At 71.5% G+C, this 16269-nt stretch carries 14 protein-coding genes; 5 read left to right on the top strand and 9 right to left on the bottom strand.

From position 1 onward, the window contains the following. Positions 1–36 precede the first annotated feature (36 nt). Complete coding sequence (locus tag OIC96_RS04250; RefSeq protein WP_330309223.1) at positions 37–840, bottom strand: GntR family transcriptional regulator; 804 nt, start codon at positions 838–840, stop codon at positions 37–39. A gap of 238 nt (positions 841–1078) precedes the next feature. On the opposite strand from OIC96_RS04250, the gene OIC96_RS04245 reads away from it, so the two are divergent. The 3 genes from OIC96_RS04245 (at position 1079) to OIC96_RS04235 (ending at position 5419) form a co-directional block, all read left to right on the top strand. Further along, the gene (locus OIC96_RS04245; protein WP_330309224.1) at positions 1079–2629 is read left to right on the top strand and encodes a beta-N-acetylhexosaminidase; all 1551 of its coding nucleotides are present in this window, start codon (positions 1079–1081) and stop codon (positions 2627–2629) included. Beyond that, positions 2626–4041 (top strand): cellulose binding domain-containing protein, encoded by a 1416-nt coding sequence (locus tag OIC96_RS04240; protein WP_330309225.1) that lies wholly within the window; start codon positions 2626–2628, stop codon positions 4039–4041. The genes OIC96_RS04245 and OIC96_RS04240 overlap by 4 nt, the downstream gene beginning before the upstream one ends. A 115-nt stretch (positions 4042–4156) precedes the next feature. Further along, a complete protein-coding gene (locus OIC96_RS04235) occupies positions 4157–5419 on the top strand; it encodes an extracellular solute-binding protein (protein ID WP_330309226.1) in 1263 nt (420 codons plus the stop codon). Between the two features lie 173 nt (positions 5420–5592). On the opposite strand, the gene egtD is transcribed toward OIC96_RS04235, so the two are convergent. The 4 genes from egtD to egtA are packed head-to-tail and all read right to left on the bottom strand — an operon-like array spanning position 5593 to position 9981. After that, positions 5593–6555, bottom strand: a complete 963-nt coding sequence (egtD, locus tag OIC96_RS04230; protein WP_330309227.1) for an L-histidine N(alpha)-methyltransferase — start codon at positions 6553–6555, stop codon at positions 5593–5595. Further along, on the bottom strand, positions 6552–7343 hold the full coding sequence (gene egtC, locus OIC96_RS04225) for an ergothioneine biosynthesis protein EgtC (protein ID WP_330309228.1): 792 nt from the start codon (positions 7341–7343) through the stop codon (positions 6552–6554). The genes egtD and egtC overlap by 4 nt, the downstream gene beginning before the upstream one ends. Further along, positions 7343–8674: an ergothioneine biosynthesis protein EgtB gene (egtB, locus tag OIC96_RS04220; protein WP_330309229.1), complete on the bottom strand. Its 1332-nt coding sequence runs from the start codon at positions 8672–8674 to the stop codon at positions 7343–7345. Before egtB ends, egtC begins: the two co-directional genes overlap by 1 nt. Beyond that, positions 8671–9981 (bottom strand): ergothioneine biosynthesis glutamate--cysteine ligase EgtA, encoded by a 1311-nt coding sequence (gene egtA / locus OIC96_RS04215; protein WP_330309230.1) that lies wholly within the window; start codon positions 9979–9981, stop codon positions 8671–8673. Before egtA ends, egtB begins: the two co-directional genes overlap by 4 nt. Positions 9982–10239: 258 nt before the next feature. Between egtA and OIC96_RS04210 the strand changes: the two genes are divergently transcribed. Then, on the top strand, positions 10240–11109 hold the full coding sequence (locus OIC96_RS04210; RefSeq protein ID WP_330309231.1) for a TIGR02452 family protein: 870 nt from the start codon (positions 10240–10242) through the stop codon (positions 11107–11109). A gap of 69 nt (positions 11110–11178) precedes the next feature. On the opposite strand, the gene OIC96_RS04205 is transcribed toward OIC96_RS04210, so the two are convergent. From OIC96_RS04205 to OIC96_RS04190, 4 genes are all read right to left on the bottom strand, one after another. Beyond that, positions 11179–11625, bottom strand: a complete 447-nt coding sequence (locus OIC96_RS04205) for a type II toxin-antitoxin system PemK/MazF family toxin (protein WP_330309232.1) — start codon at positions 11623–11625, stop codon at positions 11179–11181. Positions 11626–11710: 85 nt separating this feature from the next. Further along, positions 11711–13207: a flotillin family protein gene (locus OIC96_RS04200; RefSeq protein ID WP_330309233.1), complete on the bottom strand. Its 1497-nt coding sequence runs from the start codon at positions 13205–13207 to the stop codon at positions 11711–11713. A gap of 171 nt (positions 13208–13378) precedes the next feature. Beyond that, complete coding sequence (locus tag OIC96_RS04195) at positions 13379–13603, bottom strand: hypothetical protein (protein ID WP_327433913.1); 225 nt, start codon at positions 13601–13603, stop codon at positions 13379–13381. A gap of 20 nt (positions 13604–13623) precedes the next feature. Continuing rightward, a complete protein-coding gene (locus tag OIC96_RS04190; protein ID WP_330309234.1) occupies positions 13624–15048 on the bottom strand; it encodes an amidase in 1425 nt (474 codons plus the stop codon). Between the two features lie 169 nt (positions 15049–15217). Between OIC96_RS04190 and OIC96_RS04185 the strand changes: the two genes are divergently transcribed. After that, a complete protein-coding gene (locus tag OIC96_RS04185; RefSeq protein ID WP_330309235.1) occupies positions 15218–16252 on the top strand; it encodes a LacI family DNA-binding transcriptional regulator in 1035 nt (344 codons plus the stop codon). Positions 16253–16269: the final 17 nt, after the last annotated feature.

Genomic DNA, 16269 nt, shown 5'->3' with positions numbered 1-16269 from the left:
CGGGTACTCCTCTCGCCGTGGCGGGTGTGCCACGCGTCATTCCACGGTGCCCCACAGCGCGGCGGTCCGCGAGATGTCGGGGATGCCCTGGGTGAAGTCGTCGGGCGCGTCCCGGGCCGTACGGCCGTGGTGCGCGGCCAGCGACAGCCGCGAGACGATGCGGTAGCGGTCGCCCCGGTAGAGGGAGTGGACGTACTCCACCGGCCGGTCCGAGGTGTCCGTGGTGAGGCGCTCGATCAGCAGAGCGGGGGAGAGGACCGGGACCCCCAGCACCTTGGCCTCGGCCTCGCTGACGACGGTCGGCTCGATCGACTGGGTCGCCTCGTGGACCTGGATCCGGTGGTGTTCCCGCAGGTGGGCGTAGAGGTCCCCGGCCTCCAGCTCGGCGGGCGTGAGCGAGGGCACCAGCGCGGCCGGGATGTGCAGATGCTCGATCGCCATGGGGGAGCCGTCGACCAGTCGCAGCCGCGCGATGTAGATCAGCTCGGCGGCCGGTGACATCCGCAGCTTCCGGCCGATCCTGGCGCCCGCCCGGATGGTCGCGAGCTCCAGTACGCGGCTCGACCAGCTGCCGGTGGCGAGCGGCACGCTCGCCGTCTGCCGGTCCGGGACGATCTCCTGGGTGATCTTCGCCGGCGCCACGAACATGCCGCGCCCGTGCTCGCGCACCAGCAGCCCCGTGGCGACGAGTTCGTCGACGGCGGCCCGCAACGTGGGGCGTGAGACGCCGAGTTCGGCGCAGAGCGTGCGCTCGGAGGGAATGGCGGCCCCCGGACCGCGGTCCTCGACCAGACCGAGCAGGAAGTCGCGGACCCGCTCCCGCTTGAGTACGCCGTCCATGTGCTCCCCACTCCGTGCTCGATGACGCCGATCAGCGCCCGGCGGTCCTTCGGCTGGTCAGCCCCGATGGTAACCGCCCACCTGACCAGTTGACGATACGAGGGGACCCCAGGTTCCCCAATCTCCGTCCCTGCACGGCCTCTTGACGCGCCTATTGGTCTATGCCACCTTCAAGTCGCGCAAGAGGTCAGGTGACCAATTGGTAAGGTCGCGCCCCGCCGCGAAAGGGTTCTCCGTCATGCCCGCAGCCGACGTCTCGCTTCTGCCCGCGCCCGGCGGACTCGTCGTACTCCCCGGACGGTTCACCCTTGACGGGCGTACGGCAGTCACGGCGGCCCCAGGCGCCGAAGCGGCCGTCACGCTGCTGCGTGAGCTCCTCGCCCCGGCCACCGGACTGCCGCTGCCCACGGCGACCGACGGGCAGATCGCCTTCACCCTCGACCCGACGCTCACGGCCCTCGGCCGGGAGGGGTACGGGCTGAGGGTCACCCCCGACGCGGTACACCTGCACGCGGCCGGCCCCACCGGTCTGCTGCGGGGGGTGCAGACCCTGCGCCAGCTGCTGCCGCCCGCCGCTCTCACCGACAGCCCCGTACGCGGTGTCGCCTGGACCCTCCCCTGTGTACGGATCACCGACGTACCGCGCCACGTGTGGCGCGGGGCGATGCTCGACGTGGCCCGGCACTTCCAACCCGCCACGTACATAAGGCGATTCATCGACCTGCTGGCGCTGCACAAGCTGAACACCCTGCATCTGCACCTGACCGACGACCAGGGCTGGCGCATGCCGGTCGCCGCGTACCCGAAGCTCACCGAGATCGGCGCCCGGCGTGCCGAGACCGCCGGGGACGGCATCCCGCACGGCGGCAGCTACACGCAGGCCGAGCTGCGCGGCCTCGTCGCCCACGCCGCCGCGCGCGGTGTCACCGTCGTACCCGAGATCGACATGCCCGGCCATGTCCGGGCCGCCCTCGCCGCCTACCCCGAGCTCGGCAACGATCCGGACCGCCGGCTGGACGTGTGGACCCAGTGGGGCGTGTGCGAGCAGGTGCTGGGCGTCCACGACCGGGCCCTGGACTTCTGCCGCACCGTCCTCGACGAGGTCATGGACACCTTCCCCTCGCCGTACGTCCACGTCGGCGGCGACGAGTGCCCCACCACCGAATGGGCGGCGCATCCGGCCGCGCGGCGGCGGGCGCGCGAGGAGGGGCTCGCCGGGCCCGAGCAGCTCCACGGCTGGTTCATGGGGCAGATCGGGGAGTTCCTCGTCCGCCGGGGGCGCAAGCCGCTGGGCTGGTGCGAGGACGGCGTGACCCTGCCGCGCTCGTTCACCGTGCTGCCATGGCGGGACGCGGCCGACGGTCTCGCCGCCGCCCGGCGCGGCCACCAGGTGGTGATGGCGCCCCACCGGTCCACCTACTTCGACTACCGGGAGTCCGGGCGGCGCGGCGAGCCGCCCGCTCAGCCGGGCCCGCCGATCGGCCTCGACACCGTGCACGCCTTCCGTCCGGCCCCCGCTGACTGGGAGCCCGAGGCTGCAGCCCAAGTCCTGGGCACCCAGGCCCAGTTGTGGACCGAGTACCTGCCCACGCCCGCGCACATCGAGTACCGGGCGTTCCCGCGGCTGTGCGCTCTCGCCGAGAACGCCTGGTCGGCGCCCCGGCCCTGGCCGGACTTCGCGCACCGGCTGCGGCATCACCGCGTACGCCTGCACGCCCTCGGCGTACCGCTTCATCCCCCACACCGGGAGCCACGGCTGCCGGCCCTCCGAGAGGAGACACATCCATGAACCGACAAGGCAACAGAGTACGTACGGCCATCGCCGTCGCGGCGGCAGCGGGGCTCGCCCTCGCCGGACTCACCGCTCAGCCCGCGACCGCCGCCGCCGACGGGCTCAGCGTGCAGTACCGCACCAGCGCGACCGGTGCGAGCGCCGACCAGAGCGAACCCTGGCTGAAGGTCACCAACACCGGCAGCGGATCGGTGCAGTTGAGCGAGGTCAGGGTCCGCTACTACTTCAAGGCCGACTCGGCGAGCACCGCCTACCGCTTCGCGTGTTCGTGGGCCGTGAAGGGCTGCGCGAACATCACCGGCACCTTCGGCACGCTCACGCAGCCGACGGCGACGGCCGACCGCTATCTGGAGATCGCCTTCACCTCCGGCGCGGGCAGTCTCGCGGCCGGCGCCGACACCGGTGACATGCAGCTGCGCTTCTACCGCTCCGACTGGCAGACCCTGAACCAGAGCGACGACTACTCCTTCGGCGCCGAACGGACCTCGTACGCGAACTGGGACAAGGTGACGGCGACCCGCGCGAACACGCTCGTCTGGGGGACCGCGCCCGCGGGCAATGAGCCCGGCCCGGACCCCGATCCGACCGACCCGCCCACCGACGGCGCCGCGCTCTTCGACGACTTCGCCTACACCGGCCACACCGACCCGAGGATCTCCGAGCACGGCTGGAACGTCCGCTCCAACTCCGGTGGCCCCGGCGTCTCCGGTGCGACCTGGGCCCCCGAGAACGTCACCTTCACCGGCTCCGGCGCCGGCTCGGTGATGAACCTGGAGACATCGACCGCGGGGACCGGCGACTCGACGAAACAGACCGAAGTCCTCACCAAGGCCATGAAGTTCAAGAACGGCACGTACGCGGCACGCGTCAGGTTCTCCGACGCGCCCAAGACCGGGCCCGACGGCGACCACCTCGTCCAGACGTTCTTCACCATCAACGACCTCACCGCGCCGATGGCCGACGACTACGCCGAGTACGACTTCGAGTATCTGCCCAACGGCGGCTGGGGCGAGCCCTCGAACATCCTCTACACGACGTCCTGGGAGACCTACAACCCGGACCCGTGGCAGGCGGTCAACCAGCACACCGAGGGGCGCCGGAGCTACGACGGCTGGCACGACCTGGTCCTGACGATCGACGGCAGCGGCATCACGTACTTCATCGACGGACAGCTCTTCGGTACGCACGACGCCGCGTATCTGCCGGAGCGGCCCATGTCGATCAACTTCAACCAGTGGCTCATCGACCTGGCCGGGCAGACCAGTACGACACCCCGCGCCTACGACGAGCAGGTCGACTACGTGCTGCACGTCAAGGACCAGGTTCTCAGCCCCGCCCAGGTGGCGGCCAAGGTCGCCGCGTACCGGAGCGCCGGGACCACCTTCCAGGACACAGTGCCCGGAACCTGAACCCCTTGACGGGGCTGATTGGTCCATACCAAAATCAGAACTCCCGTACGAGCGTTGAGCTCGTCCCCCACGCCGGGCCCCTCATCCTTGTCCGCAAGGCAGAACAGGACCCCTCGTGAGACATCGCCTCCTCGCCGTCGTATGCGTCACCACCTCCCTGCTCACCGCCTGCGGTGCCCTGCCGGAAGCGGGGTCCGGGCGGCGGACCGTCACGGTGTGGCTGATGAAGGACAGCGCGTCCAAGGAGTTCCTGAAGCGGTTCACCGCGGACTTCGAGCGGACGCACAGTGACCTCCGGCTCGACATCCGCATCCAGCAGTGGACCGGGATCGGCGAGAAGGTCCAGTCGGCGCTCAAGCGGGAGGACAAGGGCGCACCCGACGTCATCGAGGTCGGCAACACCCAGGTCGCGCAGTACGTGGACGGGGGAGGTCTGAGTGACCTGACCCTTGAATCGATGCGCGACTGGGGCAGGGAGGACTGGCTGCCGGGCCTTGCCCAGCCCGGCAGCTTCGGCTCCCGCCAGTTCGGCATCCCCTGGTACGCGGCCAACCGCGTCGTCATCTACCGCAAGGATTTGTTCGCACGGGCGGGCATCAAGCAGCCGCCGAAGACCCGCGACCAGTGGCTCGCGGACACCGAACTGCTCAACTCCTCGGGCAACCAGGGGATTTATCTGGCCGGGCAGGACTGGTACACCCTCTCCGGGTTCATCTGGGACGAGGGCGGTGACCTCGCGAAGGAGGCTTCCGCCGGGGTCTGGAAGGGCACTCTGCAGACACCGGCCGCCCTGCGGGGCATGGACTTCTACCGGCGGCTCCAGGCGCTCGGAGACGGGCCCGTGAACGCCGACGAGGAGCATCCGCCGCAGGCCGGGGTGTTCGCCAAGGGGCGGGTCGCCCAGCTCGTCGCCGTGCCCGGGCTCGTCCAGGCCATCGAGCGGACGAATCCCGACCTCAAGGACAAGCTGGGCTTCTTCCCGGTGCCGGGCAAGACCGCTGCCGCGCCCGGCGCGGTCTTCACCGGCGGCTCCGACCTCGTGGTGCCCAAGAACACGGACGACCGTCCCGGTGCCACGGCCGTCGTCTCGGCGCTCGCCGGCGCCAAGTGGCAGACCGAACTGGCCCGGACGATGAACTACGTGCCCAACAAGACGACCCTCGCCGGAGCGGTGGCGGGCGAGGAGGGAGCCGCGGCCATGGCGGCGGGCGCCGCGCAGGGCCGCGCCACCCCCGCCTCGCCCGAGTGGGCCGCCGTCGAGGCCGACAACCCGATCAAGGACTACATGACCAAGGTCCTCACCGGATCGGACCCAGCGACCGAGGCCCGGCGCGCCGCCCGCCGCATCACGGAGACGCTGGCGGGGAACACCGGGTGAATCTGTGGCGCCCCCTCGGCCATTTGCTTCGGCGCGAAGTCGTGATGTCTGCCGACATGACCAGCTTGCGGTCGCCGTAGTCTCACGGTCGGCCGGCAAGCCGATCATGTTGGCAACAGACATCCGTATGTGACAACCGTCGTGAGTGGTCACATCCCGCGCACTGGCAGCCGCTATCCGGCCATGCTCAGCGACAGCGCGAAGCGGCCCTCCTCGTCCGTCCACCAATGCGTCAACTCAAGGCCGGCGACGGCCAGTTCGTCGCGCACTCCCTCCTCGCGGAACTTCGCCGAGACCTCGGTGCGCAGCTCCTCGCCGTCCGCGAAGTCGACGGCGAGGTCCAGGGCGGGAATCTTCACGGTCTGCGCGGTACGCGAGCGCAGCCGCATCTCGATCCACTCCTGCTCGGTGTCCCAGAGGGCGACATGGTCGAAGGTGTCGGGGTCGAAGTCGGCGCCCAGCTCACGGTTGACGACGGCCAGCACGTTCTTGTTGAACTCGGCCGTCACTCCGGCCGCGTCATCGTACGCGGCGACGAGGACCGACTCGTCCTTGACGAGGTCCGTGCCCAGCAGCAGCGCGTCGCCGGGCGACAGCAGCGCCCGTACGGACGTCAGGAACGCGGCGCGTTCGGTGGGCAGCAGATTGCCGATCGTGCCACCGAGGAACGCCACGAGCCGTGGTCCGGGCGTGCCCGGAAGGGCGAGACCGCCGGTGAAGTCGGCGATCAGTGCGTGCACATCGAGGCCCGGGTGCTCCTCGATCAGGGCGTGCCCGGCCTGGGTGAGCGCGCTCTCGCTGACGTCGACGGGCACGTAGGTATGCAGTCCCGGCAGCGCGTCCAGCAGATACCGCGTCTTCTCGGACGAGCCGGAACCCAGCTCGACGAGGGTGCGTGCCCCGGTCGTCGCGGCGATCTCCGGCGCGCGGCGGATCAGGATCTCGCGCTCGGCGCGCGTCGGGTAGTACTCGGGAAGTTCGGTGATCTTCTCGAACAGCTCGCTGCCGTACGCGTCGTAGAACCATTTCGGCGGCAGCGTTTTGGGCGTGCGGGTGAGGCCGTGCAGGACGTCGGCGCGCAGGGCGGCCTCCGTGGCGTCCTCGGGCAGGGTGCGGGTGAGAAGGAACGGACTCACGTACGGGGCTCCTTCGACGGTGCGGATGCCATGTCGTCGTTCATGTCCTTGAGCGGAGTGAGCAGCACTTCGGTGCGGCTCGCGGTGAGCAGTGTGCGGTCGGGGACCTCCTGCCAGAGCGGGTCGTCGTCGTACGGCTCGGAGGCCACGACAGTGCGCCGGCCGGGCTCGGTGAGATACCAGAGGGAGTCGCCCCAGGCCGTAGCGGTGATCGTCTCGCCGTTGGTGAGCAGCAGGTTGAGCCGGGACCCGGGGGCCGCCTCGGCGACCTCCAGGACCGTGTCGGCCAGCGCCTGACTCTCGTCGTCACCGCCGTGCAGCCGGTGCAGGACCAGCGCCCAGACGAGTGCCGAGTCGCAGCGGGCCTCCAGCGACAGCAGCTCCAGCGCGGGCAGTGTCTGGACGAGCGGCGCCAGGGAGCCTGGCCATCCGGGCACGGCGCCGTTGTGGCTGAACAGCCAGGGGCCCGCGGCGAACGGCGCCGCCGCGGCCTCCCCGTCGGCCCCCGCCACGGTGGCGTCGCGCACCGCGGCGAGCAGTGCCCTGGTCCTGACGACACGGGCCAGGTCCGCGAACGACTGGTCGCCCCAGATGGGCCCGGCACGGCGGTACCGGGCGGGCACGGCATCCCCTTCGGCATACCAACCCACCCCGAAACCATCGGCGTTGACCGTCCCGTGCCGCTGTCGCCGAGGTGCCCAGGACTGCCGGAACAGGCCGTGCTCCGGCTCCACGAGGAGCGCGCCGAGCGGCTCCTCGGGTCCCAGGAACGCCAGATGGCGGCACATCAGGAACTCCCGGGCGCGGCGTCCCGGGCTGTCCGGAACCCGGAGAAGATCTGCCGCCGTATCGGATAGTCCCAGTTGCGGAACGTGCCCCGGCAGGCCACCGGGTCCACCGCGAACGAGCCGCCGCGCAGCACCTTGTACTCCGGCCCGAAGAACACCTCCGAGTACTCCCGGTAGGGGAAGGCCACGAAGCCGGGGTAGGGCAGAAGATCGCTCGACGTCCACTCCCACACGTCTCCGATCAACTGCCGTACGCCCAGCGGTGATTCGCCCGCCGGATAGCTGCCGGCCGGGGCCGGACGCAGATGGCGCTGGCCGAGGTTGGCGTGTTCCGGGGTGGGGTCGGCGTCGCCCCACGGATAGCGGGTGGAGCGGTCGGCCGCCGGGTCGTGGCGGGCCGCCTTCTCCCACTCGGCCTCGGTGGGCAGCCGTCGCCCCGCCCAGCGCGCGTACGCGTCGGCCTCGTACCAGCAGACGTGCAGCACGGGCTCGTCGGGCGGTACGACCTCGGTGACACCGAAACGGCGTCGCAGCCACTGCCCGCCCTCGCGACGCCAGAACAGCGGCGCCTCGATGTCGTGCGCCCGGATGTGGTCCCAGCCCTCCGGAGTCCACCAGCGCCGGTCGCCGTAGCCGCCGTCCTCGACGAAGGCCTGGTACGCGGCGTTCGTGACCGGCGTGGTGTCGATGAAGAACGCCGGGACCATACGCCGGTGCGCGGGCCTTTCGTTGTCCAGGGCCCACGGCTCGGTGGACGTGCCCATCACGAACGGGCCCTCGGGCACCAGGACTTCGGCGGGCCCGGTGAACAGGGGAGCGGGATCGGGGTCCGGGGCTGTCAGGGCGGCGGGCCCCCTGCGGAGCTGATGGGTGATCAGCATCGTCTCGTCGTGCTGCTGTTCGTGCTGCGCGATCATCCCGAAGGCGAAGCCCGCCTCGGTCAGCCGTGTGCCCTGGAACGCGGCGCTCTCCAGGACGTCCAGCGCCCGGCCGCGCACCTCGGCCGCGTACTGGCGGGCCTCGGCGGGCGGCAGCAGCGGCAGCGAGGGCCGCGCGGCGCGCGGATGCTCGAACGCGTCGTACAGCCCGTCGATCTCGGGCCGCATCGCCTCACGCCCCGCGACCTCGCGCAGCAGCCACAGCTCCTCCTGGTTGCCGATGTGCGCGAGGTCCCACACCAGCGGGGACATCAACGGCGAGTGCTGGGCGGTCAGTTCGGGATCCTCCACACAGGACGTGAGGAGCGCGGTGCGATCGCGGGCCGTGGTCAGCGCGTCCAGCGCGCGTGTCCTGAGCGACTCAGGATCCGTGAGCGAATCGGGCGCGGTCATGTGCGGATGTCCTTCCCGTGGAACTGGCCGTGGGACCGGCCATGAGATTGACCGTTGAACCGGATGAGCAGATCGTCGGCGGGGCAGCGGCCCCGCGCCACATAGCGGTCGGTGAACTCCGCCACGGCGTCCAGGACTTCGGTCGTGGCGCCCAGCCGGGGCAGAGCCTCCGACGCCGCCGCGAAACAGGTGACGGCGGCCTCCCGCAGCTCAGGGTCGGCCAGGCCGTACCGCGCGGCGTCCCGCCACAGCGGATTGCACGGGGCCGGCCGCGCGTCCGCCCGCTCGGCCAGGGGCTTCACGGTCCGATAGGCGGTCTCGGCGGCCTCCGCGTCGTCGAAGAGCGCCGCCGCCACGGCGAGCGGCACGATCCACCCGTCGTCGCCCGGCTGGGCATCGATCATGCGGAGCTCCAGATGACCGCGCGGACGCACCGGCGGGAACAGGGTCGTCAGGTGATAGTCGAGGTCCGCCCGGTCCGGCGGCGCGCCGGACCGGGTCCACGCCCGGAAACTCATGCCCTCCGGTACGTCCCAGGGCCCGCTCGGCGCCCGTACACACATCACGGGCGCGTCCAGCACATGCCGGGCCCACGCGGCGCGCGGCTCGCCGCCCTGAGGAGGTGCGCTGCTCCGCCCGGGATCCATCGCCGCCCAGAGCGACTGCCGCGTGGAGCGCCAGCCGGTCTGCCGCCCGTGGGCCACAGGGGAGTGCGCGAACGCGGCCACCAGGACCGCGCCCAGCTGGTGCGCCAGCCACCAGCGGCGCCCGTGCCCCAGCGGGCCCGGCTCCTCGTACCCGGCGTCCAGGCACACCTGGACGGAGGCGGAGCTGCACATCATCGCGCGGCCCTCGGGCCCCGCACGGTCGAGATACCGCTCCATGGCGTCGTACCGCGGTTCATGGAGGAAGCGGCTCGGGGGGTTCCAGGGATCGTGGCCGTAGCCACTGAGGCCGAGGCCCGCCTCGCGCAGCGTGGCGCGTACGGCGTCGAGGTCGGCGGAGACGGACCCGATGCACTCCATGAGGGAGGCGGCGGGAGCGGAGCTGAGCTCCAGCTGGCCGCCGGGTTCGACGGTGAGCGCCGAACTCAGGGGCAGGGTCCGCAGTGCGGCGTAGGCCGCTTCGAGAAGTGCGGGTGGTACCGGGAGCCGCGGTTGCCGCAGCTCGTGGACGAGCCATTCCACTTCGACACCGAGGAAGCGGGGTGGACCGGTCTTGAAGCAGATGCCACGGACCAGCGCCTCCACCTCGGCCTCGGTGACAACGGAGCGGTGCTCCGTACAGCCACTTACCGAATCGGACATGTCGGGATCCTCCTGAGATTCCACCATGTCGCCGGCCCGGCGTCCTGTTGGGCCGAACCGGCAATCGCTCGTCCCACCCAAGACCTTCTCGGCGGTTCGCACAAGGGTGCGGATCGCCGCTTTCGGGACCGGGAAACACTGTTTGCGGAGCCGCGAAACTCTGTTGCGCCGCACGACCAGCATCGCTCACGATGCGTTCATGGGCACGACGGGGGAGATCGCGCGGGGGGCGCTCGTGGCGCGTACGGGGGTCGCGCCATGAGCGCGCGCCTGCGTGCGATCGCCCAGCAGACGGAGGAGATCGTCGCGGCGGGCGGGTACCGCGCGTCCCATGGGCGCGAGGTACCGATCGCCGCGGCGGTCGAGGCCGCGCGGGCCGGGACGCGGATGTACGGCCCGGATCCGGTGAAAACACCGGAGATCGCTGCGGAGGGCGCGTCGGCCGCTCTCCCGGACACATTGTTCGAGGTCACGGCCGAGAGCAGCCTGGAGGCCGCCCGGCGCCTCACGGCCCTGGCCGACGACCCGGTGGCCGTCCTGAACTTCTCCTCCGCGCGCAATCCCGGCGGCGGTTATCTGAACGGCGCGCAGGCCCAGGAAGAGGCCCTGTGCCGGGCCTCCGCGCTGTACACGTGCCTGCTGGGGGCCAGGGAGTTCTACGACCACCATCGCGCCCACCGCGACCCGTTCTACACGGACCGTGTCATCCACTCGCCCGCCGTGCCCGTCTTCCGTGACGACCGCGGCCGGCTCCTGGACGAGCCGTACCCGGCCGGATTCCTGACCGCGGCGGCCCCCAACGCCGGAGTGGTCCTGCGCACCGCCCCGGACCGCGCGCACGACCTCCCACGCGCCCTCGCCACCCGCGCCGAGCGCGTCCTGGAGGTGGCCGCGGCCCACGGCTACCGCCGCCTGGTCCTCGGCGCCTGGGGCTGCGGCGTCTTCCGGAACGACCCGGCCCAGGTGGCGAAGGCCTTCCACGACTTGCTGATCAAGGGCCGCTTCGAGGCCCACTTCGAGCACATCGTCTTCGGAATCCTGGACCGCACGCCGGGCAGTGCGACACGCAGTGCCTTCGAGCAACAGTTCGCATCTAGTCTCCGGCCCCGTAACGCGCCCCTTTTTTAGGGGCGCGGGGAACTGCGCGACCAGCCACAACGGACCCGCAGCATCCCACCGGCCTTTACCGCGCCCCGCTCAACGCCACCCGTACCGCTCGCGCAACCGATGCACCACGAGATTGAACCGCATCCGATCCAGCGCACACGCCTCGCGCCGCATACCGTCCTCGTACAACCGCAGCACACGATCCACGTCCACCCACGAATCGCGCCCTGACCGGTCCCACGGACCGGAGCCGATCGGCACCCACTCCCGGTCCCCGTCGTGCCGCTTGCTGGACAACTGCACGGCAAGCAGCGTCCCCCCGTCCTCGCGAGCGACCACCAGCACCGGCCGGTCCTTGCCCCGCCCGTCGTTCTCCTCGAACGGCACCCACGTCCAGACGATCTCGCCGGGATCCGGATCGCCGTCGTGCGCGGGGGAGTACTCGGTCTTGACCCGGCCGACCTCGCGGGGCTCGGCTTCGGTGGTCGCGGTGGGCCCGTAGCGGCCGGGCACGTCTTCGTCGATAGAGGCAGTCACGGGGCACACGTTACTTCGGGGGTACGGAAGCCAACTCCCGTACCCCCGAAGCCTCACCGACTCATGGCCTCACGGCCTCAACGGCTCACCTCTCGTCCTTCTCCACCGTCACCTTCTCCGTACGCGGCGGCACGACCCCGTTGAGCCCAGCCGCGGCCCCCGCACCGTTGCCCGTCGCGCCGTCCTGGTTCATCGACGCGAGCAACTGGCGTGCCAGGCCCAGGCCGGTGCCGCCCATGGTGAGCGCCTTGGCGAACATGTCCGCCATGCCGTCGGCACCGTTGAGCAGCACCATGTGGTCGACGTTGCCGAACGCGCTCGCGCCCGCCTGGACGATCTCCGGCCAGTTCTCGGCGAGTTGCTGGGCGACCACGGCCTCCTGGTTCTCGGCGAGGGCGGCGGCCCGTGCCTTGATGGTCTCGGCCTCCGCCAGACCCTGCGCACGCGTCGCCTCGGCGGCCGCCAGACCCTTGGCCTGCGCGGCGGCGGCCTCGGCCTCACCGGTGGCACGGGTCGCCGTCGCCGCGGCCGCACCCCTCGCCTTGGTCGCCTCGGCCTCGGCGTTGGCGGCCGACTTGACCCGGCTCGCCTCGGCCGCGGCCGCGAGTTCGGTCTCCTTGGCCTTGGCCTGCGCCGAAGAGATACGCGCGTCACGCTCGGCCTCGGCGTGGGCCCGGATCTCGTACGCCCTCGCGTCCGCGGGCTTGCGGACGTCCGCCTGGAGCTGCTGCTCCCGGCGGAGGGCGTCGAGTTCGGCGATGCGGGTCTCCTGGACGACGACGTCCTGCCGGGCGGCCGCGTCGGCGAGCGGTCCGGCCTGCCGGGCCTTCGCCGCCGCCTTGTCGCGCTCGGCCTGGTAACCGGCCTGGAGGATCTCGCTGTCCCTGGTGGCCTCGGACATCCGGGCGAACGACTTCTGCTCGGCCTCGGTGGCGAGACGATTCGCCTCCGCCTGCGCGATGCGCGCGTCGCGCTGTACGGCGGCGGCGTGCGGCATGGCGAGGTTCTTGATGTACCCGGTCGGGTCCTCGATCTCGTGGATCTGCAGTGAGTCGACGATCAGGCCGAGCTTCTCCATCTCCGTACCGCACGCGGCCCGGGTCTGACCGGTCAGCTTCTCCCGGTCGCGGATCATGTCCTCGACGGTCAACCCGCCGACGATGGACCGCAGATGACCGGCGAACACGTTGTGCACCCGCTCGGCCATCATCTTCTGCTGGTCGAGGAAGCGGCGGCCCGCGTTGGCGATCGACACGAAGTCGTCGCCCACCTTGAAGATGACCACGCCCCGCACCTTCAGCGGAATGCCCTGGTGGGTCACGCAGTCCACGTGCAGCTCGGTCTCGTTGAGGTCGAGCGAGATCTTGCGCACCGCCTGCACACCCGGCAGGACCAGCGTTCCGCGCCCCGTGACGATGCGGAATCCCATGCCCTCTTCAAGGCCTTCGGTCCGATGCTTCGAACCGGAGATGATCAGTGCTTCGTTGGGCTCCGCGACACGCCACATGAGCTTGAAGACCACAACGATGAAGATCAGTGCGAGGACAACCGCCCCCGCCACGACGCCGACAACCATCGGCATACGCCCCCTTTGCATGGTGCCCTATCGGCACCGAACGAACGGGAGTGTGCTCCTGTGCAAGGCCGGGGTACAGACGCTGACGGATCCTTGTTGCAATCTTGACGCGTACGGCTCTCACCTGGGGCGAACCCGTCACAGACGAGCTGTCAACTGGCGTGTGCGGGGCGTGTGTCAGGCGTCGTACGCGGCCGACACGTACACCGTTCGCGGCGGCAGATACTCCACCACCATCACCACCGTGCCCCGCTCGATGCGGTCCTTCGCGGCGGCGGGATACGCGAGGAAGTGCTCGGCGCCGCCGCGCACCCGGACGATCACCTCGCCGACGAGCCCGGGTCCGACCGTGCCGGTCACCCGCCCCATCAACCCGACCATCGACGCATCGTCCATGGTCACAGAGTACGGCCGGAACTCGCTTACGCCGCCGGAGAGTCCGCCGGAGCCTGGTGCGGCGGCCACCATTCGTGCCAGCGCCGGTCCGCCTCCAACTGGGCGGCCAGCGACACGAGAAGCGGCTCGCTGTTCGCCGGGCCGAGCAACTGGGCGCCGACGGGCAGGCCGTCGCCCACGAAACCCGCGGGGACGTTCACGCCGGGCCACCCGAGGATGTTCCACGGCCAGGCGTACGGGCAGGCGGCGATCATGGCCCGGTCGGTGCCGAGACCGTTCAGGTTCACCATCGAGCCGATCCGCGGCGGGGGAGCGGCGGTCGTCGGCGCGAGCAGCACGTCGTAGGTGTCGAAGAGCGCGCCGATCCGCCGGTGCAGCGTGGCCTCGGCCCGCCGGGCCGCCCGCAGCGGCGCGCCGCCGAGCAGCCGGCCGAGGCGGGCGGCGTCACGGGTGCGCCGGTCGAGGAGATGGGGGAACGGCGCATCGCGCACCCGCTCGGCGAGACCGGCCGTGGCACGTGGGATGAACGTGAGGCCGATCTGCCCGTACCGCGGCTCGGCCTCCTCGACGACATGCCCGAGCGCCGCGAGCCGCTCCGCGAGCGCGAGGACCTTCGCCCGTACGACGGGGTCGAGCCGGGCGGGCAGCGCGGTGAACGGCGGTTTCAGCGACAGCGCGATCCGCAGCCGGCCCGGATCGCGGCCCACCGCGTCCGAGACGCGCAGCGCGGGCGGGCGGTGCAGATCGCCGTCGTGGCTGCCGCCGGCCGCGTCCAGGAGCAGGGCCGCGTCCGCGACCGTGCGGGCGAGCGTTCCGTTGACCGTGATGCCCTGGAAGGACTCCGGGCGCGGCCAGGTCGAGATCCGGCCGCGCTGCGGCTTGATGCCGATCAGATGGGTCCAGGAGGCCGGAATGCGCACCGAGCCCGCGCCGTCCGAGCCGAGCGCCGCCGGGACCAGACCCGCCGCCACCGCCGCCGCGGAGCCCCCGGACGAGCCGCCCGGGGTGTGATCGCTGTGCCACGGATTGCGGGTGGAGCCGAAGGCGGGACCCTCGGTGAAGGGCCACTGGCCGAGCTCGCAGGTGTTGGTCTTGCCGACGACGACGGCCCCGGCCGCCCTCAGCCGGCGTACGGCCTCACCGTCCTCGGCCTGCGGCGGATGGTCGCCCCGGCAGCCGAACGCGGTCGGCTCGCCCGCCACGTCCATATCGTCCTTGACCGCCACCGGCACCCCGAGCAGTGGCCGCCGCACACCGGCCGCCAGCTCCTTGTCCGCCGCGTCGGCCTCGGCGAGAGCCGCCTCGGCGCGCACCAGCCGGAAGGCGTTCAGGGTGGGCTGGGTCGCCTCGATCCGGGCCAGCGCCCGCTCGACCACCTCGCGCGCGGTCACCTCGCCGTCGGCGAGGGCGCGGGCGCACTCCGCCAGACCTGCGGCACGGTCGGGAGCCATCCGGGTCACCTCCGAAGCATGTCGTCTACCGAACGGTAACCTCCGGACGGGCCATCCGACACCGGACGCGGAAGTTCCTTTGTGGAAGCGGGAGTTCCGCCGTCCGGGGTCCCTGGACTCCCCCCGGCACAGAACGGCACGCAGTGCCTCTGCAAGGATGCGATACGTCATGGTGCAGATACCGAAGCAGTCCGCCCCGCCGTCACCCGCACAACGACCCGTGCCGACGAGCGCCGATGTGGCGCGCCTGGCAGGCGTCTCCCGCGCGACCGTCTCGTACGTCCTGAACAACACCAGCGCCGTCCGGATCAGCGAACCCACCCGCCGCCGCGTCCACGAGGCCGCCAAGGAGCTGGGGTACGTCCCGCACGCCGCCGCCCGCAGTCTGCGCGCCGGGCACAGCCGCATGGTCCTGATGCCCGCGCCGTCCGTGCCCGTGGGCCCCCTCTACAGCCAGTTCTTCAACGAACTCCAGTGGGCGCTGAGCCGTCTGGACTACACCGTCGTGCAGTTCGGCAGCGTCGGCCTGCACGGCGACGAGGCCGCCCGCGCCTGGGCGGAGCTCAGGCCGGTCGCCGTACTGGTCCCCGGCAGCGGGCTCGGCCCGCAGGGCGTGGCCGTCCTCAAGCGCTCCGGCGCCCGCGCCGTCGTCACCCTGGGCCCCGAGCGCGTCGAGGGCGCACACGCGCTGCTCATGGACCACGACCGGGTCGGCCACAGCGCGGGCGCCCACCTGGTGGCCCGCGGCCGCCGCCGCATCGGCGTAGTGGTGCCCGAGGAAGCCGGCCTGGAGATCTTCTCCAAGCCCCGCCTCGAAGGCGTACGCCGCGCCCTGCACGGCACCGACGCGTCGGCGACCGAGTTGCCGCTGGCGTACGAGGAGGAGGCCGCCGCGCGGCTCGCGGCGCGCTGGCGCTCCCTCGGCCTCGACGCCGTGTTCGCGTACAACGACGAGTACGCGATGCTCCTGATGCGCGCCCTGCAGGACGAGGGCATCGGTATCCCGGACGAGACGGCCGTCATCGGCGCCGACGACCTGATGCTCGGCCGGCTGCTGCGGCCCCGGCTGAGCACCGTCCACATCGAACTGCCGTCCGGACGCGACCTCGCCGAGCTGGTCGACAGGGCGGTCCGCGAACCCGGCGCCGGGCCCGAGACCCACGAGGTACTGGGAGCGCGGGTCGTGCACCGCGAGTCGAGCTGAGAGAGGCTGGATCTGGT

The organism is Streptomyces sp. NBC_00775, from assembly GCF_036347135.1.
Classification (GTDB): domain Bacteria; phylum Actinomycetota; class Actinomycetes; order Streptomycetales; family Streptomycetaceae; genus Streptomyces; species Streptomyces lutosisoli.
Note: the sequence above shows the minus strand (reverse complement) of the source record. Positions and strands in the feature narration are given on the sequence as shown.

What these genes read in the sequence shown, in the direction of transcription:
- OIC96_RS04210 (WP_330309231.1), top strand. Translation starts at nt 10,240, where the DNA reads ATGAGCGCGCGCCTGCGTGCGATCGCCCAGCAGACGGAGGAGATCGTC.
- OIC96_RS04190 (WP_330309234.1), bottom strand. Translation starts at nt 15,048, where the DNA reads ATGGCTCCCGACCGTGCCGCAGGTCTGGCGGAGTGCGCCCGCGCCCTC.
- OIC96_RS04250 (WP_330309223.1), bottom strand. Translation starts at nt 840, where the DNA reads ATGGACGGCGTACTCAAGCGGGAGCGGGTCCGCGACTTCCTGCTCGGT.
- egtC (WP_330309228.1), bottom strand. Translation starts at nt 7,343, where the DNA reads ATGTGCCGCCATCTGGCGTTCCTGGGACCCGAGGAGCCGCTCGGCGCG.
- egtA (WP_330309230.1), bottom strand. Translation starts at nt 9,981, where the DNA reads ATGTCCGATTCGGTAAGTGGCTGTACGGAGCACCGCTCCGTTGTCACC.
- OIC96_RS04200 (WP_330309233.1), bottom strand. Translation starts at nt 13,207, where the DNA reads ATGCCGATGGTTGTCGGCGTCGTGGCGGGGGCGGTTGTCCTCGCACTG.
- egtB (WP_330309229.1), bottom strand. Translation starts at nt 8,674, where the DNA reads ATGACCGCGCCCGATTCGCTCACGGATCCTGAGTCGCTCAGGACACGC.
- OIC96_RS04245 (WP_330309224.1), top strand. Translation starts at nt 1,079, where the DNA reads ATGCCCGCAGCCGACGTCTCGCTTCTGCCCGCGCCCGGCGGACTCGTC.
- OIC96_RS04185 (WP_330309235.1), top strand. Translation starts at nt 15,218, where the DNA reads ATGGTGCAGATACCGAAGCAGTCCGCCCCGCCGTCACCCGCACAACGA.
- OIC96_RS04240 (WP_330309225.1), top strand. Translation starts at nt 2,626, where the DNA reads ATGAACCGACAAGGCAACAGAGTACGTACGGCCATCGCCGTCGCGGCG.